20 protein-coding genes are annotated in these 15561 nt (G+C 41.4%); 9 read left to right on the top strand and 11 right to left on the bottom strand.

Annotation, left to right across the window (positions count from 1 at the left end):
- Window positions 1–81 precede the first annotated feature (81 nt).
- A complete protein-coding gene (locus KN1_RS04405; protein WP_221289601.1) occupies window positions 82–330 on the top strand; it encodes a sulfurtransferase TusA family protein in 249 nt (82 codons plus the stop codon).
- Window positions 331–334: 4 nt separating this feature from the next.
- Here the strand turns inward: KN1_RS04405 and KN1_RS04400 are convergent, their stop codons facing one another.
- The 5 genes from KN1_RS04400 to KN1_RS04380 form a co-directional block, all read right to left on the bottom strand.
- Window positions 335–1045: a DUF72 domain-containing protein gene (locus KN1_RS04400; protein ID WP_221289600.1), complete on the bottom strand. Its 711-nt coding sequence runs from the start codon at window positions 1043–1045 to the stop codon at window positions 335–337.
- 13 nt (window positions 1046–1058) lie between these two features.
- Window positions 1059–1244, bottom strand: coding sequence for a hypothetical protein (locus tag KN1_RS04395; RefSeq protein ID WP_221289599.1), 186 nt, complete (start codon window positions 1242–1244; stop codon window positions 1059–1061).
- A 493-nt stretch (window positions 1245–1737) separates the two neighbouring features.
- A complete protein-coding gene (locus tag KN1_RS04390; RefSeq protein WP_221289598.1) occupies window positions 1738–1983 on the bottom strand; it encodes a hypothetical protein in 246 nt (81 codons plus the stop codon).
- Between the two features lie 123 nt (window positions 1984–2106).
- On the bottom strand, window positions 2107–2493 hold the full coding sequence (locus tag KN1_RS04385; RefSeq protein WP_221289597.1) for a hypothetical protein: 387 nt from the start codon (window positions 2491–2493) through the stop codon (window positions 2107–2109).
- Window positions 2494–2572: 79 nt separating this feature from the next.
- Window positions 2573–3469 (bottom strand): hypothetical protein, encoded by an 897-nt coding sequence (locus KN1_RS04380; protein ID WP_221289596.1) that lies wholly within the window; start codon window positions 3467–3469, stop codon window positions 2573–2575.
- 152 nt (window positions 3470–3621) lie between these two features.
- On the opposite strand from KN1_RS04380, the gene KN1_RS04375 reads away from it, so the two are divergent.
- Window positions 3622–4572 (top strand): Ldh family oxidoreductase, encoded by a 951-nt coding sequence (locus KN1_RS04375; protein WP_225905779.1) that lies wholly within the window; start codon window positions 3622–3624, stop codon window positions 4570–4572.
- A gap of 56 nt (window positions 4573–4628) precedes the next feature.
- The gene (locus tag KN1_RS04370; RefSeq protein ID WP_221289595.1) at window positions 4629–6353 is read left to right on the top strand and encodes a hypothetical protein; all 1725 of its coding nucleotides are present in this window, start codon (window positions 4629–4631) and stop codon (window positions 6351–6353) included.
- A 48-nt stretch (window positions 6354–6401) separates the two neighbouring features.
- On the opposite strand, the gene KN1_RS04365 is transcribed toward KN1_RS04370, so the two are convergent.
- From KN1_RS04365 to KN1_RS04350, 4 genes are read right to left on the bottom strand one after another with little or no spacing between them, the layout of a single operon-like run.
- Window positions 6402–6884 carry a hypothetical protein gene (locus KN1_RS04365; protein ID WP_221289594.1) on the bottom strand — a complete coding sequence of 161 codons (483 nt, stop codon included), beginning with the start codon at window positions 6882–6884 and terminating at the stop codon, window positions 6402–6404.
- Complete coding sequence (locus tag KN1_RS04360; RefSeq protein WP_221289593.1) at window positions 6881–7642, bottom strand: hypothetical protein; 762 nt, start codon at window positions 7640–7642, stop codon at window positions 6881–6883. The genes KN1_RS04365 and KN1_RS04360 overlap by 4 nt, the downstream gene beginning before the upstream one ends.
- Complete coding sequence (locus KN1_RS04355; RefSeq protein ID WP_420857157.1) at window positions 7611–8474, bottom strand: ABC transporter ATP-binding protein; 864 nt, start codon at window positions 8472–8474, stop codon at window positions 7611–7613. The genes KN1_RS04360 and KN1_RS04355 overlap by 32 nt, the downstream gene beginning before the upstream one ends.
- Window positions 8475–8510: 36 nt before the next feature.
- Window positions 8511–9092: a hypothetical protein gene (locus KN1_RS04350; RefSeq protein WP_221289592.1), complete on the bottom strand. Its 582-nt coding sequence runs from the start codon at window positions 9090–9092 to the stop codon at window positions 8511–8513.
- Window positions 9093–9136: 44 nt separating this feature from the next.
- Between KN1_RS04350 and KN1_RS04345 the strand changes: the two genes are divergently transcribed.
- Together KN1_RS04345 and hepT are read left to right on the top strand one after the other, a co-directional pair.
- Window positions 9137–9541, top strand: coding sequence for a nucleotidyltransferase family protein (locus KN1_RS04345; RefSeq protein ID WP_221289591.1), 405 nt, complete (start codon window positions 9137–9139; stop codon window positions 9539–9541).
- A complete protein-coding gene (hepT, locus tag KN1_RS04340; protein WP_221289590.1) occupies window positions 9529–9945 on the top strand; it encodes a type VII toxin-antitoxin system HepT family RNase toxin in 417 nt (138 codons plus the stop codon). Before KN1_RS04345 ends, hepT begins: the two co-directional genes overlap by 13 nt.
- Before the next feature lies 1 nt (window position 9946).
- On the opposite strand, the gene KN1_RS14915 is transcribed toward hepT, so the two are convergent.
- Together KN1_RS14915 and KN1_RS04335 are read right to left on the bottom strand one after the other, a co-directional pair.
- The gene (locus tag KN1_RS14915) at window positions 9947–10078 is read right to left on the bottom strand and encodes a hypothetical protein (RefSeq protein WP_258712561.1); all 132 of its coding nucleotides are present in this window, start codon (window positions 10076–10078) and stop codon (window positions 9947–9949) included.
- 417 nt (window positions 10079–10495) lie between these two features.
- Window positions 10496–11008 carry a PaREP1 family protein gene (locus KN1_RS04335; protein WP_221289589.1) on the bottom strand — a complete coding sequence of 171 codons (513 nt, stop codon included), beginning with the start codon at window positions 11006–11008 and terminating at the stop codon, window positions 10496–10498.
- An 891-nt stretch (window positions 11009–11899) separates the two neighbouring features.
- Here KN1_RS04335 and KN1_RS04330 point away from each other — a divergent pair.
- From KN1_RS04330 to KN1_RS04315, 4 genes are all read left to right on the top strand, one after another.
- Window positions 11900–12889 (top strand): zinc ribbon domain-containing protein, encoded by a 990-nt coding sequence (locus tag KN1_RS04330; RefSeq protein WP_221289588.1) that lies wholly within the window; start codon window positions 11900–11902, stop codon window positions 12887–12889.
- Window positions 12890–13657 (top strand): hypothetical protein, encoded by a 768-nt coding sequence (locus tag KN1_RS04325; RefSeq protein ID WP_221289587.1) that lies wholly within the window; start codon window positions 12890–12892, stop codon window positions 13655–13657.
- A 502-nt stretch (window positions 13658–14159) separates the two neighbouring features.
- Window positions 14160–15053, top strand: a complete 894-nt coding sequence (locus KN1_RS04320; RefSeq protein WP_225905778.1) for an AAA family ATPase — start codon at window positions 14160–14162, stop codon at window positions 15051–15053.
- A 6-nt stretch (window positions 15054–15059) separates the two neighbouring features.
- Entirely contained in the window at window positions 15060–15494 is a 435-nt protein-coding gene (locus tag KN1_RS04315; protein ID WP_221289586.1) for a hypothetical protein, read from the top strand.
- The last annotated feature ends 67 nt before the right edge of the window (window positions 15495–15561 follow it).

Genomic DNA, 15561 nt, shown 5'->3' with positions numbered 1-15561 from the left:
TTTGATAACTTTAAGCTAATTTAAATTCATAATTTATAAATTGATTATACATATATAATTTTCTAATGCAAATATTATTCAATGAGCGATAAACTTAAGAAAGGTAAACCGGACGTAACCCTCGATTTAAGAGGGGAACCTTGTCCTGAGCCACAGATCGAAATAGTCAAGAGGTTGAACCAGATGAAAGAAGGTCAGGTAATAGAGATTATAAGCGATGACGAACCTGCGGAGCTGTCAATACCTATGATCTGCGAGTCAAGGGGATATCCTTGTGAAGTAGAGAGAGAAGGTAATACGTTCAGGATCAGGATATTAAAAACTAAGTGATTTTTTACTCGGGTCTATTAATCAGCTCTTTAAACCTCAAAGCGTCGTAAAATGAATAAATGTTGTTGAAAAGCACATAAGTACCGTCCCTCACCATTAACCTCAACTTCCTCAAGTCGTCGTCACTATATTTGTAAGAGTAGTTAACTTCCCCTTTACCAATACCGTGAAGCCTATAATACCTTTCATCAGTCAACGGTTGGTGTCTGAACGGGTCTACTACATGTATTATCCCAGACTTATTTATTACCTCTTTAAGTAACCCAACATTAGAGTACCAATCACCTCTGGGCTCCCAACCGTATTTAAACCCCTTGTCAAGTGTAGAGAAATAGTCAACTACAGCCCTCACGTTATACTCTACCGGCTTAAATGAGGGAGGGGACTGGAAGACTATTATCGTGGCGTTGAGGGCTTTAGCCTCCCTTAATGTTATCTCTGTAGCTTCACTGACTTCTTTAGTGCCCTTAAAGGAACCGTAGTTTTTTACGTCGCCGAACTTCTCCTTCATCCTCTTATACGTCATGTTATTGTATTCATGCGTGATAACCTGCAGGGCTTTCATAGTAAGCTCTACCTTATTTTCTTCCGCCATTTTCCTCCACTTTTTCAATTGACCTTCACTGACCACGTCATAAAATGTCTGCTGGACTTCAAGCACGTCGAAGTACCTAAAATACTTGGAGGTAAACCCGCAAGTCCCTACCTTTATCATAGTGACCTCCAGTTCAACACTCTACGCCTAACTCCGATTTGACCTCATTTACTTCCTTTGCATTTAGTCCACATAACCGCTTAAAGTACGGAGTTAACTCTCCCTTACTACTTACCCTTATTTCAACTAATGGGATTAATCTGACTCCCTCCCACACCCTGAAAGAGTTACACCTTGGAGGGCTCACCATCCCCACCATGAATAGTTACACCTCTCATTTGGTAGGCTGTCAAGCAAGTCATAAGTCCCCCAATCCGAAAAGCGGGGGCCCGTTATAGGACGCCTCCAGGCTCGTGAAAGAGAAGATGATAGGAGCTCTCCTCTCTCAGTCCCGTTAAGCCCCTAATGGAGTTATGGTGGAGCGTCATTAAAATCACTAAAAGGTATCTAGATAAAGTGGTATAAAAGTATGGGGGCTACCCCTTGGTGAGGCTTTACCCCCCCCCCACATTTTGTAATATACCGTGCCAAAGTCCTAACGTTAACGCCTTATCCATGAGTAGCTCAAAGAAATACATTAAGTTCTCCCTTACCTCTCCGTAAGAAGTTATCTAGCTCCTCGATCTTTACCCTTTCTAATGACTTCAGGGTTGCGGGAACGTTTTCCTTGCTCTCTATACGTCTTTTACTCCTCTAAAAATTTTACCTCACGTTAACAGCCAAGGTGCCTTTCGTTAAACCGCTTAGCCTATTTATAATGACACTTTACCTAGTGCTTTATTACTATAATAACCGGTAATAGCACCTACTACCAGTCCCAAAAAGTTCCACGCTAGGTTAAAGATGTTTCCTAGTTGCCAAATAGTCAAAGCATATATTGCCGTAGCTATGGTGTAGAATACAATATACTTAGGTAATTGCTTTATTTCCCTACTTGCAAATATGACCAAAAACGCGAAGAGAAACGATGTAATAACGCCAACTACCAAGTTATACATAATATATTATCGTATCCACTAGTATAAAAAATATTAATAGATGATTATACGAAAGGTAATTAGTAGAGAAAATAAGTTAGTGCTAACTTATCTGCAGGTTTTTAGGTTTAGCCCTATTGTCTGCTAATACTTGAGTTTGAGAACCCAATATACTAAATAAGACACTGTACCGTAAGCTATGTGGGCGAATACATAACCTAACGTTAATGTAAAATGGAATATGAGTAAGTGAATGGGTATGCTAAAAAGTGCGAGAACAGATGAACCAAACATTATGCCTAAGACGAGTGAAGATAGGACACCGTTAGGCGATATCCCGGTCTTTTCTACTAAAAGAGACCCAACTAAGAACACCAGAGCCGAAGCTACCATGTGGAGGGCTAAACCGGTTACTATTAAGTCAATGTGTAAAATACGCTGAGATATGTATGAAAATACTTCTAGGTCATTAACAAAGAATATGACCTCTACTGTACCTCCTATAAGACCTGAGACCACTTTAACCAACATTTCATTGATTTAAAAGTAGGACATCGATATAAAAGGTATCGGGAGAGACTATATTGACTAATTAAACTTCTGTTTCGGGCTAAACCGCCTTCTTTACTACCCCTTTCTTTCCGTCATTGTCCTCCTTAAAAGTTTCCCTGAAACTTTCTACTATGCTTAACAGTCCGATTACACCTACCGTTAACACTACTAACAAGAACCCTACATCAATCGCATCAAGATTAGGGATCGAGATTCCCGTAGAGACCGCAAAGTTGTCTATTGACGGGATTAATATTATTAGTATACCTACTAGTATAAACACTATCCCTCCGTAATACAATACTCTTCCCGCAGACTTCCTCGCGATATATGTTATTTGTTCTTCAGTAGCCTTCTTTGCCTTCAGTATGTTACCGAAAATGGCCCCGAAGATTACCTGCATAACCATTGTACCTACACCGAACATTAAACCTGGTAAAGGTGCATAAACTATGCTCGGTAACTGGGGTGCCAAGACAAACGTTATTATTGAGGCGTAGGCTCCAAACCCGAAACCCGCGATTAGCCCGTGTACTATAGTCATCTTTAAAGGGACATCTTTAGGGACTTCATGACTCCCGTGTTTCATCAATGCATCTACTGGCAAATGGAGGTATTTCCCCTTAAGTATGTATGAGCCCGCTATGGCCATTACAAACCCCACTATCGTGTAAACCGGCCCGTCCAAGTTGTACTCTTTATAAATTGCTGCCAACCCTATATAACCTAGAGTGGTAAGGAATGCCCTCTGCATAGTAAACCCAGCAGAAAACAGAAAACCTGCTTTCATACCCCCCTTCGTACTGTACTTACCTATTGCGTAGCTGAAGGTTATAGGCCACGTATGTTCATCTGGTGTAGCCCCGTGAAGCATGCCTAAAACTAATGATATTAATAATATTTCCGGTATTGATAGACCGCTTGGAGGGTTTAGTATGCTAGCTAGACTTATCATTTGGGTTACCCTAATTTATACTTTATTCAATAATTAATAAATTTAGCTCCTAAGCTACACCTACCTTCGTATTTACTATGAGTAAGGACTATATTCAAGTAAGGAAAAGATTTAAGTAAAAGGCTAAAGTGCTATCCAACGATGTAACCATAATGAAAGTAAAAATAGCTGACATAGAGTCCATAGTAATTTCTTCCTTAGAGAAGAGAGGGGTAGAAAACCCTTCGATAATAGCCAAGCACTTCATTGAGGCAGAACTTAGGGGCCATTCCTCTCACGGGCTCCAAAGGCTAATCCCTCTAATTAAAGGTATAGATTTAGGGACTATAAGGAAAGACGTAAGTCTTACAGAAGTTAAAAGGGAAAATAACGCAGTACTATACGACGCAAACCACAGTATAGGGATCCTTGTATGGCACTATTTGACCGAGTCACCTAAAGAGGACTTAATAGCAGTAAGGAATTCCTCCCATATAGGCTTCTTAGGTTATTACACGAGGAGGGTCGCTTCCCGTCTCAGGAGGCCCGCTATAATGATAGGAAACGCTGAGCCCGCAGTGGTTAAGCCAGGCACTCCGCGTAAAGTCGTATCAACTACCCCTATAAGTATAGCAGTACCGTGTGAGAGGACTGTGGTACTCGACATGGCGTTATCTTCAATAGCTAGGGGCAAGATAATAGAAGCCAAGAGGCGTGGAGGTAAAATACCATACGGAGTAGCCGTAAACGACAAGGGGGAGATAACTACAGACCCGGAAGAAGCCCTAAAAGGGGGGATATTGCCCATCGGTGGGGAAAGAGGTTTTTACCTAATGATCACCTTAGAGCTCTTGACTTCTTACCTGACCGGTAGTGCAATTGCCGTTGAAGTCCAAGGAGTGTTAAATACGGAAAAGAGCCCTAACAAAGGCGAATTCCTCTTAATCCTACCCAACCTTGCCTCGGACTGCCACGGTGCCTCGGTATTGAAGTCGTTTACGGAGTTTTTACCCGGTGAGCACAGTGACATACTCGCCGAGAGGGACGTGATAGAGATCGACGATGAATTGTATAAAACCATTGAGAGATTAGAAAGAGAAGTACCTTTTAAATGGGATAAATAAGGAAAAACCTACTGTGTTGATTAGGTTTATATTGGAGAATATACTGGTTTAACGTGATGAAAAAGAGTATAACGGTTGCGATAACTCTCCTCCTATTGTTATCCCCAACCTTAGTATACCACTCAACTTTCTCTTCACAGACACTAAACCAGCAGCTGACAATACGTATTTCTGAGGGAGTACCGCTTACTAACGCCCTTGTCTTCTATAAGGGTGGTTATGCGATGATAATAGATAACATCACGGGGACTGTAGAGGTTAATGCAAGTGAAATATCCGACAGAAACTTGACAGCCCATATGGTGATAAATTCGTCGCTGGTGTACAATAACTCTGGTTTTACATTACCTTTCGGGGTGATTTTCGGAAGCGGTTCACCGGTAAGCGGAGGAGTAGTGTTTTACGTACTGGGATATAAAGGGAACTTGACTCTACCTCTCAACGATATCTCCAGTGTAACGTCTTCCCTGAGGTCAAACCTGACACTTTATTACCTCTTTTTCAACGGGGAGGACGTAAATTTCACTCCGATTATACGGGACGCCAATTTTACGTCGGTGTTAACTAACGGTAAAACGGCTTTAGCGCTGGAGAAAAACGGGGGTAAGTACGTATTAGTGAAAATTGAAGGCACCAAAGTCGTATCGTCTTATCCAATAAACCTGAACGTATCAGGACTCGAACTGACCTCCTTCAGTTCAAATTACGTAGACTTGTCAACTTTTTCAAACTCAACAAATTCCTCTACAGTTTACGTCTACAATATCAATACACTAGACGTAGTAAAGACCTTAAATAGCGGTTTCTTACCTTCACCAGTGTTTAATTCTAACGCTTCGCTCTTCCTCACCTACAATGACGGTGAGGTAAACATAGTGGACTCATCTGGTTCGGTCTTATATAACGTGAGTGTTGTTGGTAATGCACTCGAAGCAGTTATGTATTATAATTCGGTGCTTGCCGTTTTCACGTCATTATCTCAGACCGGCTCGAGTTTAACTACTTATGTGTTTAGAGGGGGGCAGTGGGTAGAATACGATACTTTAAGTTTCTCGTCTTCATTCCTCCAGCAGTTCACGACACCTATAGGTATAGAGAGCTTCCCCGACCAGTTCAGGGTAATACTACTGACCGAAGAGATAAGCACGTTCCCACCTGAAGTCACTAGTACCTACTCATTTTACACAGTCCCTTACTCAAAGCCTGAAACCCCTAAGGTGTCTTTAACGTTATTGCCTCAACCCGGGGTTACAGAAGCACTACTATCTATTGACGTCCCCAACGCCACTATCCTAGGTGTAAAGAACATCTCTGTGTACTTGAACTCCACCCTGATAGGGGTATACCCGCCCACACAAAACGAGGCGTTATTTAACATAACCCAAAACGGGACTTATGCCATTAAGGTCGTCGCTTCTAACATATTCGGTAACACGAGTGTAACAGTCATAAGGGAGATCAGCGTAGAACCTATGCCTAAGATAACAGTGACTTCTCCCCCTCCCCCTACTTTAACTTATACTAACACCTCTACTACATACACTCAGACCTCAACATCTTCTACATCAACTACGTCTACTACCCAGAGCAGTACTCCTACACAGAGTTCGACACGGAGTCCCTCAGTTCAGCCCACTAATACTTCACACATCGTCTCTTCCCCCACTAAACCGTCAGTTAAGGCAACCAGTCATGGCTTAAACTCAGACTTCATAATAGCAGGGGTGGTAGTAATACTCTCCTTCTTAGTGTGGTTAGTGCTGAGAAAGAGGAGTAAATGAAGACGATTAGTTTTTTATGTCCTCATGTGTTTCTACGTTTTATTACAGTTAACTACCTCGAGGCACCTTTTTGTCCAGTAACTGTAAGAGGTCCTTCACACTCAATACGGCACCTATTACGGATAGCCCCGTGCCTTGAAGTAAGATCGACTTGGGGTCGTTTACCAGATAGGACTTAACTACCCTTAAAAACAGAGTGACGTTATAGTAATCGGTAGTATTTACCACTTTCCCGTCGGTAGTGTTTATCTCTTTTACGACAAAGAACTCGTATTTACCGCTCGATGTATATGTCGAGTAAGGTGTTGATACCTCGTAGCTGTCAGTCCCGTTATACACCATTACGACCGCTTTTAAGTCGCTTTTGTTCTCGACAATACTTATGTGTATACAACGGACGAATTCAGGGACATCTATCGAATAGGAGTGGAGGAAGTTAGCCGTCAGGTGGCTGTTACTCCCTATCGTCGTGAACGATAAGAACACTAACGTAAGCCCAATTGAAAGTAAGAGCAAGCCCCACCTTATCAAAACTCCATCACCCTAAACCTCAGATACGAGATAATTAAGAGTATTAAACCTAGTAAGGAGTCCACTTCGATCCCCGTAACTACGTACTGTATAGAGTAAAAAAAGGTGGACGGGTTAATAGAATAAGCCAAGATCAGGGGGTAAGTGTTCATAAAAGAAGTCAGCGATAGGGAAGAGAACCCAGCCCCGCTAATTAACAGCTCGTAATTACCTATCCCCCCGATAATAAATATAGAGCCCAGTGTAAACATAGAGGCGAGTGTTGCAGCACCATTACTCCTGAGCAGGACTGTATATAACAATATCACAGATGTCGAAAAGAAATACCCTGAAGCGTATACCAAGGCCATAAGGATAGTGAGGTCATTAATTAGTGAAATTTCCCATAAGTACCAGAAATAGGTGACAGCCCACATCAAGAAGGGTAAGACTATATCGTTAAAGTAACTCATGAAAAAGAACGTCCTCCTCTTGACCGGCATCATCAGGAACGACACTATACTGCCTGAGTTCATGTGGTCACCTAAGACGAAGATGACGTTCCTCAACGCGAGGGCTATAGCAATAGTCTCCGGTATACTTATGATAGGGATATTGGCTAACACTAACGCGTAACTGAGGAAGTTACCCTTAATAAGGAACGACGGTATAAAGATATACCCCACGATCATAGTAGGTAATATCAGCTGAAGGGTCGGGTCTTTATACCTCTCCTTGAAGAGTATCTTAAATACCTGAAAGCTTTCTAAAGACGTCATCCAGGCTCACCTTCCTCACACTCAACACTTCTATATGGTTATCGTCCAACAAGTCTATTATTTTCCTGACTTCTCCTTTCACCTTTATGTACGGGCCGTCAGGGACGGGGTTAAAGTCCTTCAAGACCGTCATAGCCCTCTCTTTGTCCTTTACCAAGACGACTACTTCGTCGGCGTTCACTAGGGACTCCACATATGACAGTTCACCTAAAGCCTTCACCGTACCGTCTTCTATAAAAACTACGTGGTCTATTACCCTTTCGAGTTCCGATAAGATATGGGAAGAAATAAAGAACGTTACACCGTAGTCCCTAGCCAGTGCCTTTACCATGTCGTAGAACTCTAACCTTGCTTGGGGGTCTAGGTTTGCCGTGGGTTCGTCAGCGATGACCAGTTCAGGGTCCTTAAGGAGAGAAGCTATGAGCTGGATCTTCTGTGCCTGCCCGGAAGACAGCTGTGATACCCTCTTTTTGAGGTGGTCTTGGAGGTTAAATTCCCTGATCAACCGCTGTAGGTCTCCACGGAATACACTATTGAGGTCTTCTAAATACTCTTTTACGCTGTCGTTTGACGGGTAAGGCAGTTTGGTAAAGATCACAGACACCCTTTTCCTAATACGTGGGTTGTCCCAGGGGTCTTCCCCCAAGACGAGGATTTCCCCTTTGTCTTTCCTCAGTAGCCCCGAGAGTATTTTTATCGTAGTTGTCTTTCCCGCACCGTTAGGCCCCACAAAGCCGGTTATCGACCCTTTGACTACTGAAAACGTCAGGCCCTTTAAGACTAATTTCCCGCCAAAGCTCTTGATCAGACCACGTGATAAGATAACGTCCACATGTAGTCTTAAAACTGTAGATTATTATAATTTTTCCTAATTTTTGAAAGAGCAGATTATTTTCTCTCGGTAGTCTAGTATCTTAGAGCTTATCGTGATATAGTCCTCCGTCAGGGCTTGGTCAAGCCTTTTGTAGTCCAAGACCTCGTTTACGCTTTCCCTGAGCAGGGAGTCCCGGGTCGCCTTGTCTATAGAACGGACTATCTCGACACCTTCTCTATAGTGGGCGTCATCAGACCACAGTTTGAAACGAGTGACCGGCTTGCCTATGACCTCGTAAACGTAATATAGGGGCTTCCATGAGAAGAGGGAGTGGCCGTGGTCTATGATAAACGCGTTACCTCCCTCATCGGCCATCACGTGTTCCTGCTTTAAATCGATGTTCAAGACCCATTCTTCGAAGGGGAGGGAACGCTTAAGCTGGGCAGGGTTCCTTACCGAGTTCACGTCTTCGACCTTCTTGGCTAGGTATTTCATCCTAAGCCCGTCATGTGATAGCCTTACTTCCAGTACCGGGAGCCCTAACGACTTCCCTAGCCTGGACACAAACACTTCACTGAAAAGCTCATAAATACCGTGGACTTCGTCCTCTTCCTTGAACCTCTTTATGAACTCCATCGGGTAAGAGTTAAGTTTATGCTTAAAAAATCGACTATTAGAGTATGAGACTTACCGACGTGTTAGACAAGTTAAGGGCTTTCAGTTGGGCGAGCTACGACTTGTACTTTGCAGTCCTGTTCGGTTCGCTGGCTAAAAAAGGTGAGGGAAATGACATAGACATCGCTGTAGAGTTTAAGGGGAAGGTGACTTTAGAAGGCTACACCGAGTTATGGGTAGACCTGACGGATTATTTAGGTACTGAAAAAGTCGACTTGACAGTTATAAACGAGGAGAGTGACTGTTACTTGGTCCACGAGGTGTTCGGTGACAGCATAATACTCTATATGGAAGACTGGTGGAAGGTCCACAAGAGGGCGGTTATCTGTGAGGACTTCTTAATCGACGCTAAAAAATTGGACGTAGTCGAAAACGCTGCGAGGGCTTTGATGAGGAAATGGCGGTCTTAGATAGGTTGTTGAAAAATCTTGAAGACGTTACCGCTAAGCTCGACGACATAGTCGAGGAGGGGTACAATTTAAACGACTGGAGAGACCAGATGGCCGTCCTGCACGGCTTGCAGGTTCAGGCACAGATCGTCCTCGACATCCTACAGAGGCTCCTATCGAACATGGGGATAAGTGCAGAGGAGTATAAGGACTCTGTCAAGAGGTTAAGAGAGAAGGGGTTAATCAGCGGCGATGAGGAGAAATTCCTAAATGCCGTTGTCGGGTTTAGGAACATTGTAGTCCATGAATACAGTGAAGTAAACCTTGAGGTGATAGACGCCTTATTGAGGAACAGGGAATATAGGAGGCTGTTCAACTTAGTAATAGAGATCAAACAGAGGGCTAAGGATCACTGGGACCCGTAAATCACGTGAAGGCTATAAGCGACCTGAGGTATACCATATCCTCCACTCCCTTAACCTCCCACGGTTGCGAACCCAAGTCTGTTAGAGGCGAAGGATGTGGAGCCTCCTTTACCGGTCCCGTACCCTTCCGCACTGTCGCACTTCCATGTTATGGTCTAAAGCGACTGATTCAGGTAACGTATTTACTACACTGAGGACCTTTCCTACCTTCTTTGACCGTGGTTTTGTATGAGTTGGCGGCTTCCTCAACCGGGACGTACGACCGAGAGGTTTGCCTTAAAGGACCATCGTAAGGGGATACTCAGTACTTATTTGACAAGTAACCATGCCTTTTCATGATATATGCGAAGTTTCAGGTTTATACACGGGAATGTAATGTCACGTACGCGAGGCACTGTTACCCAGCCAAACTAGCCTTGTCCTGATGCAAATTATAGTAGGTCGCTTTCCCTATCCTTACAAACGTCAGAAAGAACAATGTATGCGTGTTACTTCACCTAAACTAAGGACGTTTCACAAACCGTAATGACGGGCTTAACCTCGAAGGACATTAACCGTTTTTAATTCCCTCGACCTCTTTCAGTACTTCCTTTCCCTTTTCATTGACCTCAGCTATAAGCCCTGCCAGAGCCATGATAAAGTCGGTGATCCACTTCCTAGCGTCTCCCTCCGAAGTAACCGGTGAATATTCTCCGGCCTTATCATAGCCTAGGTAGGAGAAGACATGTAACGCCATCGCTTGTTTTGCCAAGTCCGATATGCCGGGGTAGTCCTTTTCTAATAGGGAGGAATAGTATACTACCCTATTCGTCGGGGCGGTGAAACCTACCTTATAGAAGAACTTTCTCTCCTTTTCTTGTAGGGCAGATGAGAAGCTTGAGTGGTTTACACTTATTATTCCGCTGAGGAATGCCTTGAAAGCTAAAAACGCTTTTCCCGCTGAATTCCTCAGCCTGCCTTGTCTCAAGAGCTCAAGGGAGATTAAGGCCTCGTCAACACTCTCATCTATCCGCAAAATCCCGTATTTCCTTACGTCCTTCTCCCGTATTACCTTTTCACTCATCGCATAACTTTAAGTTTCAGAGGATAATAACCTTAAAGCTGAAATTGCTAAAACAGGCCTAAGTTTTACAGTCTTTAGGTATGTATTTAAAGACGAGACACAAACTATTTGTCGTTTACTCAACTATTTGCCCACCACCTAAACAGTATCATTCGGATTAGCTTTGTATTCCTCGTATTTCCAGTTCCTCCTTAACTTTCTTAATCGGTTCAAAGTCCCTATCATCTGTGGCTATCACCATATCACGGTTTATTGCCATTACCGCCATACTATGCTCATTAGATTAACCGGGTTTCCTATCTTCCTTAACCTAACCGTGATCTTAAGCGCTACCCGTAATGTCCTTTAATAGGACAAATAGCTGAAAGCTTGCCCTTAGGGTTAAGTATAGGAGGCGTCCAACCGCGTTTAAAATAGATGTAATAACGTAATCTAGCCCTTCCCTTAAAGCCCTATTTTCTTAGGTTTCAATCAACGACGTTTGTACCTTATATTTTACCATATGTAATATTTGTATATACACGTATATATCATCTATTAACTAATGATCAACTAGTAAGTAACTTCTGCCTTAGAGGGCCTAAAAGGGGAAAACAGGTTGAGGGAACGATTGTCTAATAAATTCTAAGAAAACATATCGTTGACCTGCATCAGAGATTTAGGAGAGACTTTAAAATTTTTATACAAAAATTATCTTCCTTAGACTTAAAACGGCTAAACTAATTTAGATCGAGACTCTTAAAAGAGGGCTAAAGAATAAACTTTCTCTGTCAACCGTTAAATTTCTACAGTATCTAGTTTATTTATATACACTGAGTTATATTAATTTAAACTGATTTTATAGTAATCGACACCAAAATCTTTATAACTTCAGTAAAAAATCGGGGAATAATGGTTAAATACTGTCCTAACTGTGGGTCAGCAAATGATGATAATGCCACGTCTTGTGCCTATTGTGGTAGTAGTCTCCCATTTGAGCGTAAAGATAATCGGACTTCCCAGCCCCAAGGAGACCAGACTTCCTTAATACCTAACCTATTTACGATCCCACAGTTGTATAGGGACTGGTATAAGAAAAACCACGTAGGACTATTGACCGAGTTTTTATTAATCCTACTCTTCATTATACTGTTTTTAGGCCCATTGGGCGTTTTATCACAGTTTATCGCGTTTCAGATAGTCTTCTTCATACTGTTCCTCATCGTTACTTATTACCTTGGTATAGTAGCCAGCGGTAAGACAATAGTAATATTGTTCATACTCACATTCTTAGTCCTAGGCCCGTTAACTATACTGGGAATAACAATTAACTATGAAAACATGGAAATTATATTACCCAAGCATGTTAACATAATATCTATCCTAATCTATTTCATACAGCTCATAATGGCTTCTATAGTTGTAGCAACTGGTATATATGACAAACCGTTAATGAAAATATCGTTACGTTCTGAGAAAAACTTACAACGGCTAATACTAGATTGGAACAATTATAGTAAGGAAAAGTTAAACCAATATTTTTACCCTATTAAGTGCAAACTGCTTAGTGAGGGCACCTATAAGGATTGGCTAGAAAAAGAGAAAGTTGACTATGGGAGTTACGATAAACCGCTATTAAAAGTAAGAAAAGACCCCTACGAAGCAATAGCAGGCTTTGACCTAAAATATAAAGGTATAGAAGCGTATCTTGTATTAGAACTCCATAGTAAGAATGTAGGAGTACAGAATTTTGGGTATTATATAGTCGAAGTAACATATGACATTTACCTACCCGTGAACCGTAAGCTCACGAACACTAGATTTATACAGAACTATATTTCAAATATTTTTAGAGGAGTAGATAATTTTATCTATGCTAATATGCGAGATACGGTGACCTAAATGGACTTCAAAGCCTTGAAAATAATAATAGTGATTTCGTTTTCGTTAATAATACTTTCCCAACTCGTAATGCCTTCAGAATTAATGTACCCCTTAGCAATACTGCCAAGTAGTATTGTAGACTTCCCTAGTATTCACTTCACAATTGTTATTGCTAATGAAGTTCTCCCCAATTACTGTACTGTGATACCGTATTGGAACATATCGCTTGAGGGTTCGGGTGAGTTTACTTATGACGCGTTGGGTTACTGTATAGTATACTTCTATAACGGCTCTACGGGCATATTCCCATATAACGCGTTTCACATACCTTTTCTATCACATATGAGGCCCAACCAAATAGAAAAGGCATACTATTGGACATACTGCTACCTTGGATATGGTAATAGTAGCTTTCTTATTATAAATAACACAATGTATAGGGTTACCATAGAAGTCCCTCATCAAACACTGGTAATCCGCTATTACATGACCGCCCTCTCAGAACAGGAGTTAAAGGACGTGATGGTAGAGGCTTTCAAAAACATAAATGTGACCGCTTTTAACTCAGAAAAAATTTACTATATGTATACAAATAACGGTACTTGCGCAAAGTTTGTAGGCATCATAGGGTCTAATATCATAGTAATAACAAACTATTCTAGCAATAATTCGGAGTATGACCTCCTATATTATTATAAGGATTCAACACAAATCCTATTAGGGCTTACCTACAAAGTAAACAACTATATGGAAAAAGTGGCTAACTATAAACTCCTCAGTATTTAAAAGACGTATTATCTCTCGCCCCTCAGTTAGTCGTTAACTCCATTTTTTCCCTAGCCCATATGGGCTACTAGGAACACACCTTAAAATACGTGAAATTACACCTAGAAAGGAGTCTTTCTATTATATCATAGGACTTATAGACGCCCAAACTTAGGAGTTGTTCAGGGAGATGTAAGGGACTAGTTAGATCACGCACTGTATTTGGGGATAACAACTACAAATATTTCACCAATTTGAAGAGATGCTCACATTTCTCTGTACACGTCTATGAACCTTTTATACCACTCCTCATAAGTCTCCTTCGTAACTACGTGGGGTCCGAAGCGCGGATAACGTTTTATCGTGCCCCTTAGTAGCTAACCAGCCCCGCCTACTTATGAGGGTTTGCTCAAGGAACTGTTTAGGATTAGTCCTAAGAAAGCCGATCCAGGTCTCCCTTTCCCCTTATAACGGTAAATCCGCTCAGGTGAAAGTTCTAATATACGCATAGAGAGTTACTATTATGATAGGTAAAGTAAGAATTCAAGGCTTCAGAGGGCTTAACGTAAACACTGAGTTAAAAAGGGTTAATATAGTAGCTGGGGAGAACGGTACCGGGAAAACTTCCTTCCTCGAGGCGTTATTTTTATCGACGCTTTTCCAATCAGACATGACCGACATCGATATCAATAATTCATTTATTTACGCAATGGCCAGTAGAGGAGATATAATTTCAGCCTTCTCCACTTTGTCTGACAGCGACGTGACCCTAGATAATAATACGGTAACTTTTAAGAAAAAAGGTCCTTATAACCTTGAAGTATACGTGAATAATGAAAAGACCGTGGAGGTAGTCGCAACACGAGTGTCAATCAGTATGGAAGGGCTGTCAGGGCCGATATCACTGCCTACAGTGAGAGCCATTAACCGGGTGAATAACGGGTATTCTCCATTATATATTTCGACATTCTTCGATAACAGCGGTAATCCTGAGAGGATTTTCAGCGTCGCGAGAAGAAAAAATAGGGGGATTAAATCTAGGTTTGAAATACTACAAGACGAATACGGTGTTTTTAAATTATATTACGATTCTTTACCGGCTTACGTTATCGGAAGGGGAATTCTTAAAAGAGAGATGATCAGGTTCGGCCTGGACGCTTCAAACTTGCTACTCATAGACGAGGTCGAGGACTCTTTACACCCGGACTTAGTAATGCAAGTCCTCAATGATATTAAACAAAGTAATACACAAACCATGCTCACGACACATGTAAATGAGGTAATAAAGATGGCCTCTAAGATATTTAATGACACTGAGGCTACGGTAATTTACTTAGCTAAAAGAGGGTATAAGACGTATAGACTTTCAGAAATTACAGAATTTGAGGAGCCTTTGAGCTGGTTGGGATACGTGTGAACGCAGATGTTACGTTGTGATAGAATTCTCGTAGAAGGACATACAGATAAAGTACTTTTAGAGAAAATAATATCTTACCGGGTAGAAATAGAGGTACTCGGTGGAAAAGGTAAGGTTATAAACGTGTTTAAGAATATTAAATCAGTTTCTGTCCCTTTGAAAAAAGGTAGCATTTTCTTCATAATTGATGGAGATGAAGGAGGATATGACGACATTTTTAATAGTCTTAAGGACGAAATAAGTGACTTAGTAAAAGAACCGCCGTATATAAAGAAATGTATCGGCGAACTTTGCTATGTATTAATTGTAATAGGTGATGAAAAAGATAACTATAAGGGATGTGTAGAGAGTTTGTTACTTAAAGAACTCTTAAATTATAGTAATATGAATACTGAAAAAATTATAGAGAATATAATAGAGTATAAGGCAATTAAAAAATAAATTTAACACTATGTGATATAGATAAAATACGCTTTTACTTATTAGTCTTCTTACTTTCAGCCGACAC

Origin of the sequence: Stygiolobus caldivivus (assembly GCF_019704315.1) — an archaeon.
Lineage (GTDB): Archaea > Thermoproteota > Thermoprotei_A > Sulfolobales > Sulfolobaceae > Stygiolobus > Stygiolobus caldivivus.
The sequence above is the reverse complement of the archived record's forward strand: the minus strand, read 5'-3'. Positions and strand labels throughout refer to the sequence as shown.

Coding starts and splice junctions, on each gene's coding strand:
- KN1_RS04315 (WP_221289586.1), top strand. CDS start 15,060: ATGTTACGTTGTGATAGAATTCTCGTAGAAGGACATACAGATAAAGTA.
- KN1_RS04360 (WP_221289593.1), bottom strand. CDS start 7,642: ATGACGTCTTTAGAAAGCTTTCAGGTATTTAAGATACTCTTCAAGGAG.
- KN1_RS04320 (WP_225905778.1), top strand. CDS start 14,160: ATGATAGGTAAAGTAAGAATTCAAGGCTTCAGAGGGCTTAACGTAAAC.
- KN1_RS04330 (WP_221289588.1), top strand. CDS start 11,900: ATGGTTAAATACTGTCCTAACTGTGGGTCAGCAAATGATGATAATGCC.
- KN1_RS04385 (WP_221289597.1), bottom strand. CDS start 2,493: ATGTTGGTTAAAGTGGTCTCAGGTCTTATAGGAGGTACAGTAGAGGTC.
- KN1_RS04345 (WP_221289591.1), top strand. CDS start 9,137: ATGAGACTTACCGACGTGTTAGACAAGTTAAGGGCTTTCAGTTGGGCG.
- hepT (WP_221289590.1), top strand. CDS start 9,529: ATGGCGGTCTTAGATAGGTTGTTGAAAAATCTTGAAGACGTTACCGCT.
- KN1_RS04395 (WP_221289599.1), bottom strand. CDS start 1,244: ATGGTGGGGATGGTGAGCCCTCCAAGGTGTAACTCTTTCAGGGTGTGG.
- KN1_RS04375 (WP_225905779.1), top strand. CDS start 3,622: ATGAAAGTAAAAATAGCTGACATAGAGTCCATAGTAATTTCTTCCTTA.
- KN1_RS04400 (WP_221289600.1), bottom strand. CDS start 1,045: ATGATAAAGGTAGGGACTTGCGGGTTTACCTCCAAGTATTTTAGGTAC.
- KN1_RS04405 (WP_221289601.1), top strand. CDS start 82: ATGAGCGATAAACTTAAGAAAGGTAAACCGGACGTAACCCTCGATTTA.
- KN1_RS04380 (WP_221289596.1), bottom strand. CDS start 3,469: ATGATAAGTCTAGCTAGCATACTAAACCCTCCAAGCGGTCTATCAATA.
- KN1_RS04390 (WP_221289598.1), bottom strand. CDS start 1,983: ATGTATAACTTGGTAGTTGGCGTTATTACATCGTTTCTCTTCGCGTTT.
- KN1_RS04370 (WP_221289595.1), top strand. CDS start 4,629: ATGAAAAAGAGTATAACGGTTGCGATAACTCTCCTCCTATTGTTATCC.
- KN1_RS04325 (WP_221289587.1), top strand. CDS start 12,890: ATGGACTTCAAAGCCTTGAAAATAATAATAGTGATTTCGTTTTCGTTA.
- KN1_RS04350 (WP_221289592.1), bottom strand. CDS start 9,092: ATGGAGTTCATAAAGAGGTTCAAGGAAGAGGACGAAGTCCACGGTATT.
- KN1_RS04335 (WP_221289589.1), bottom strand. CDS start 11,008: ATGAGTGAAAAGGTAATACGGGAGAAGGACGTAAGGAAATACGGGATT.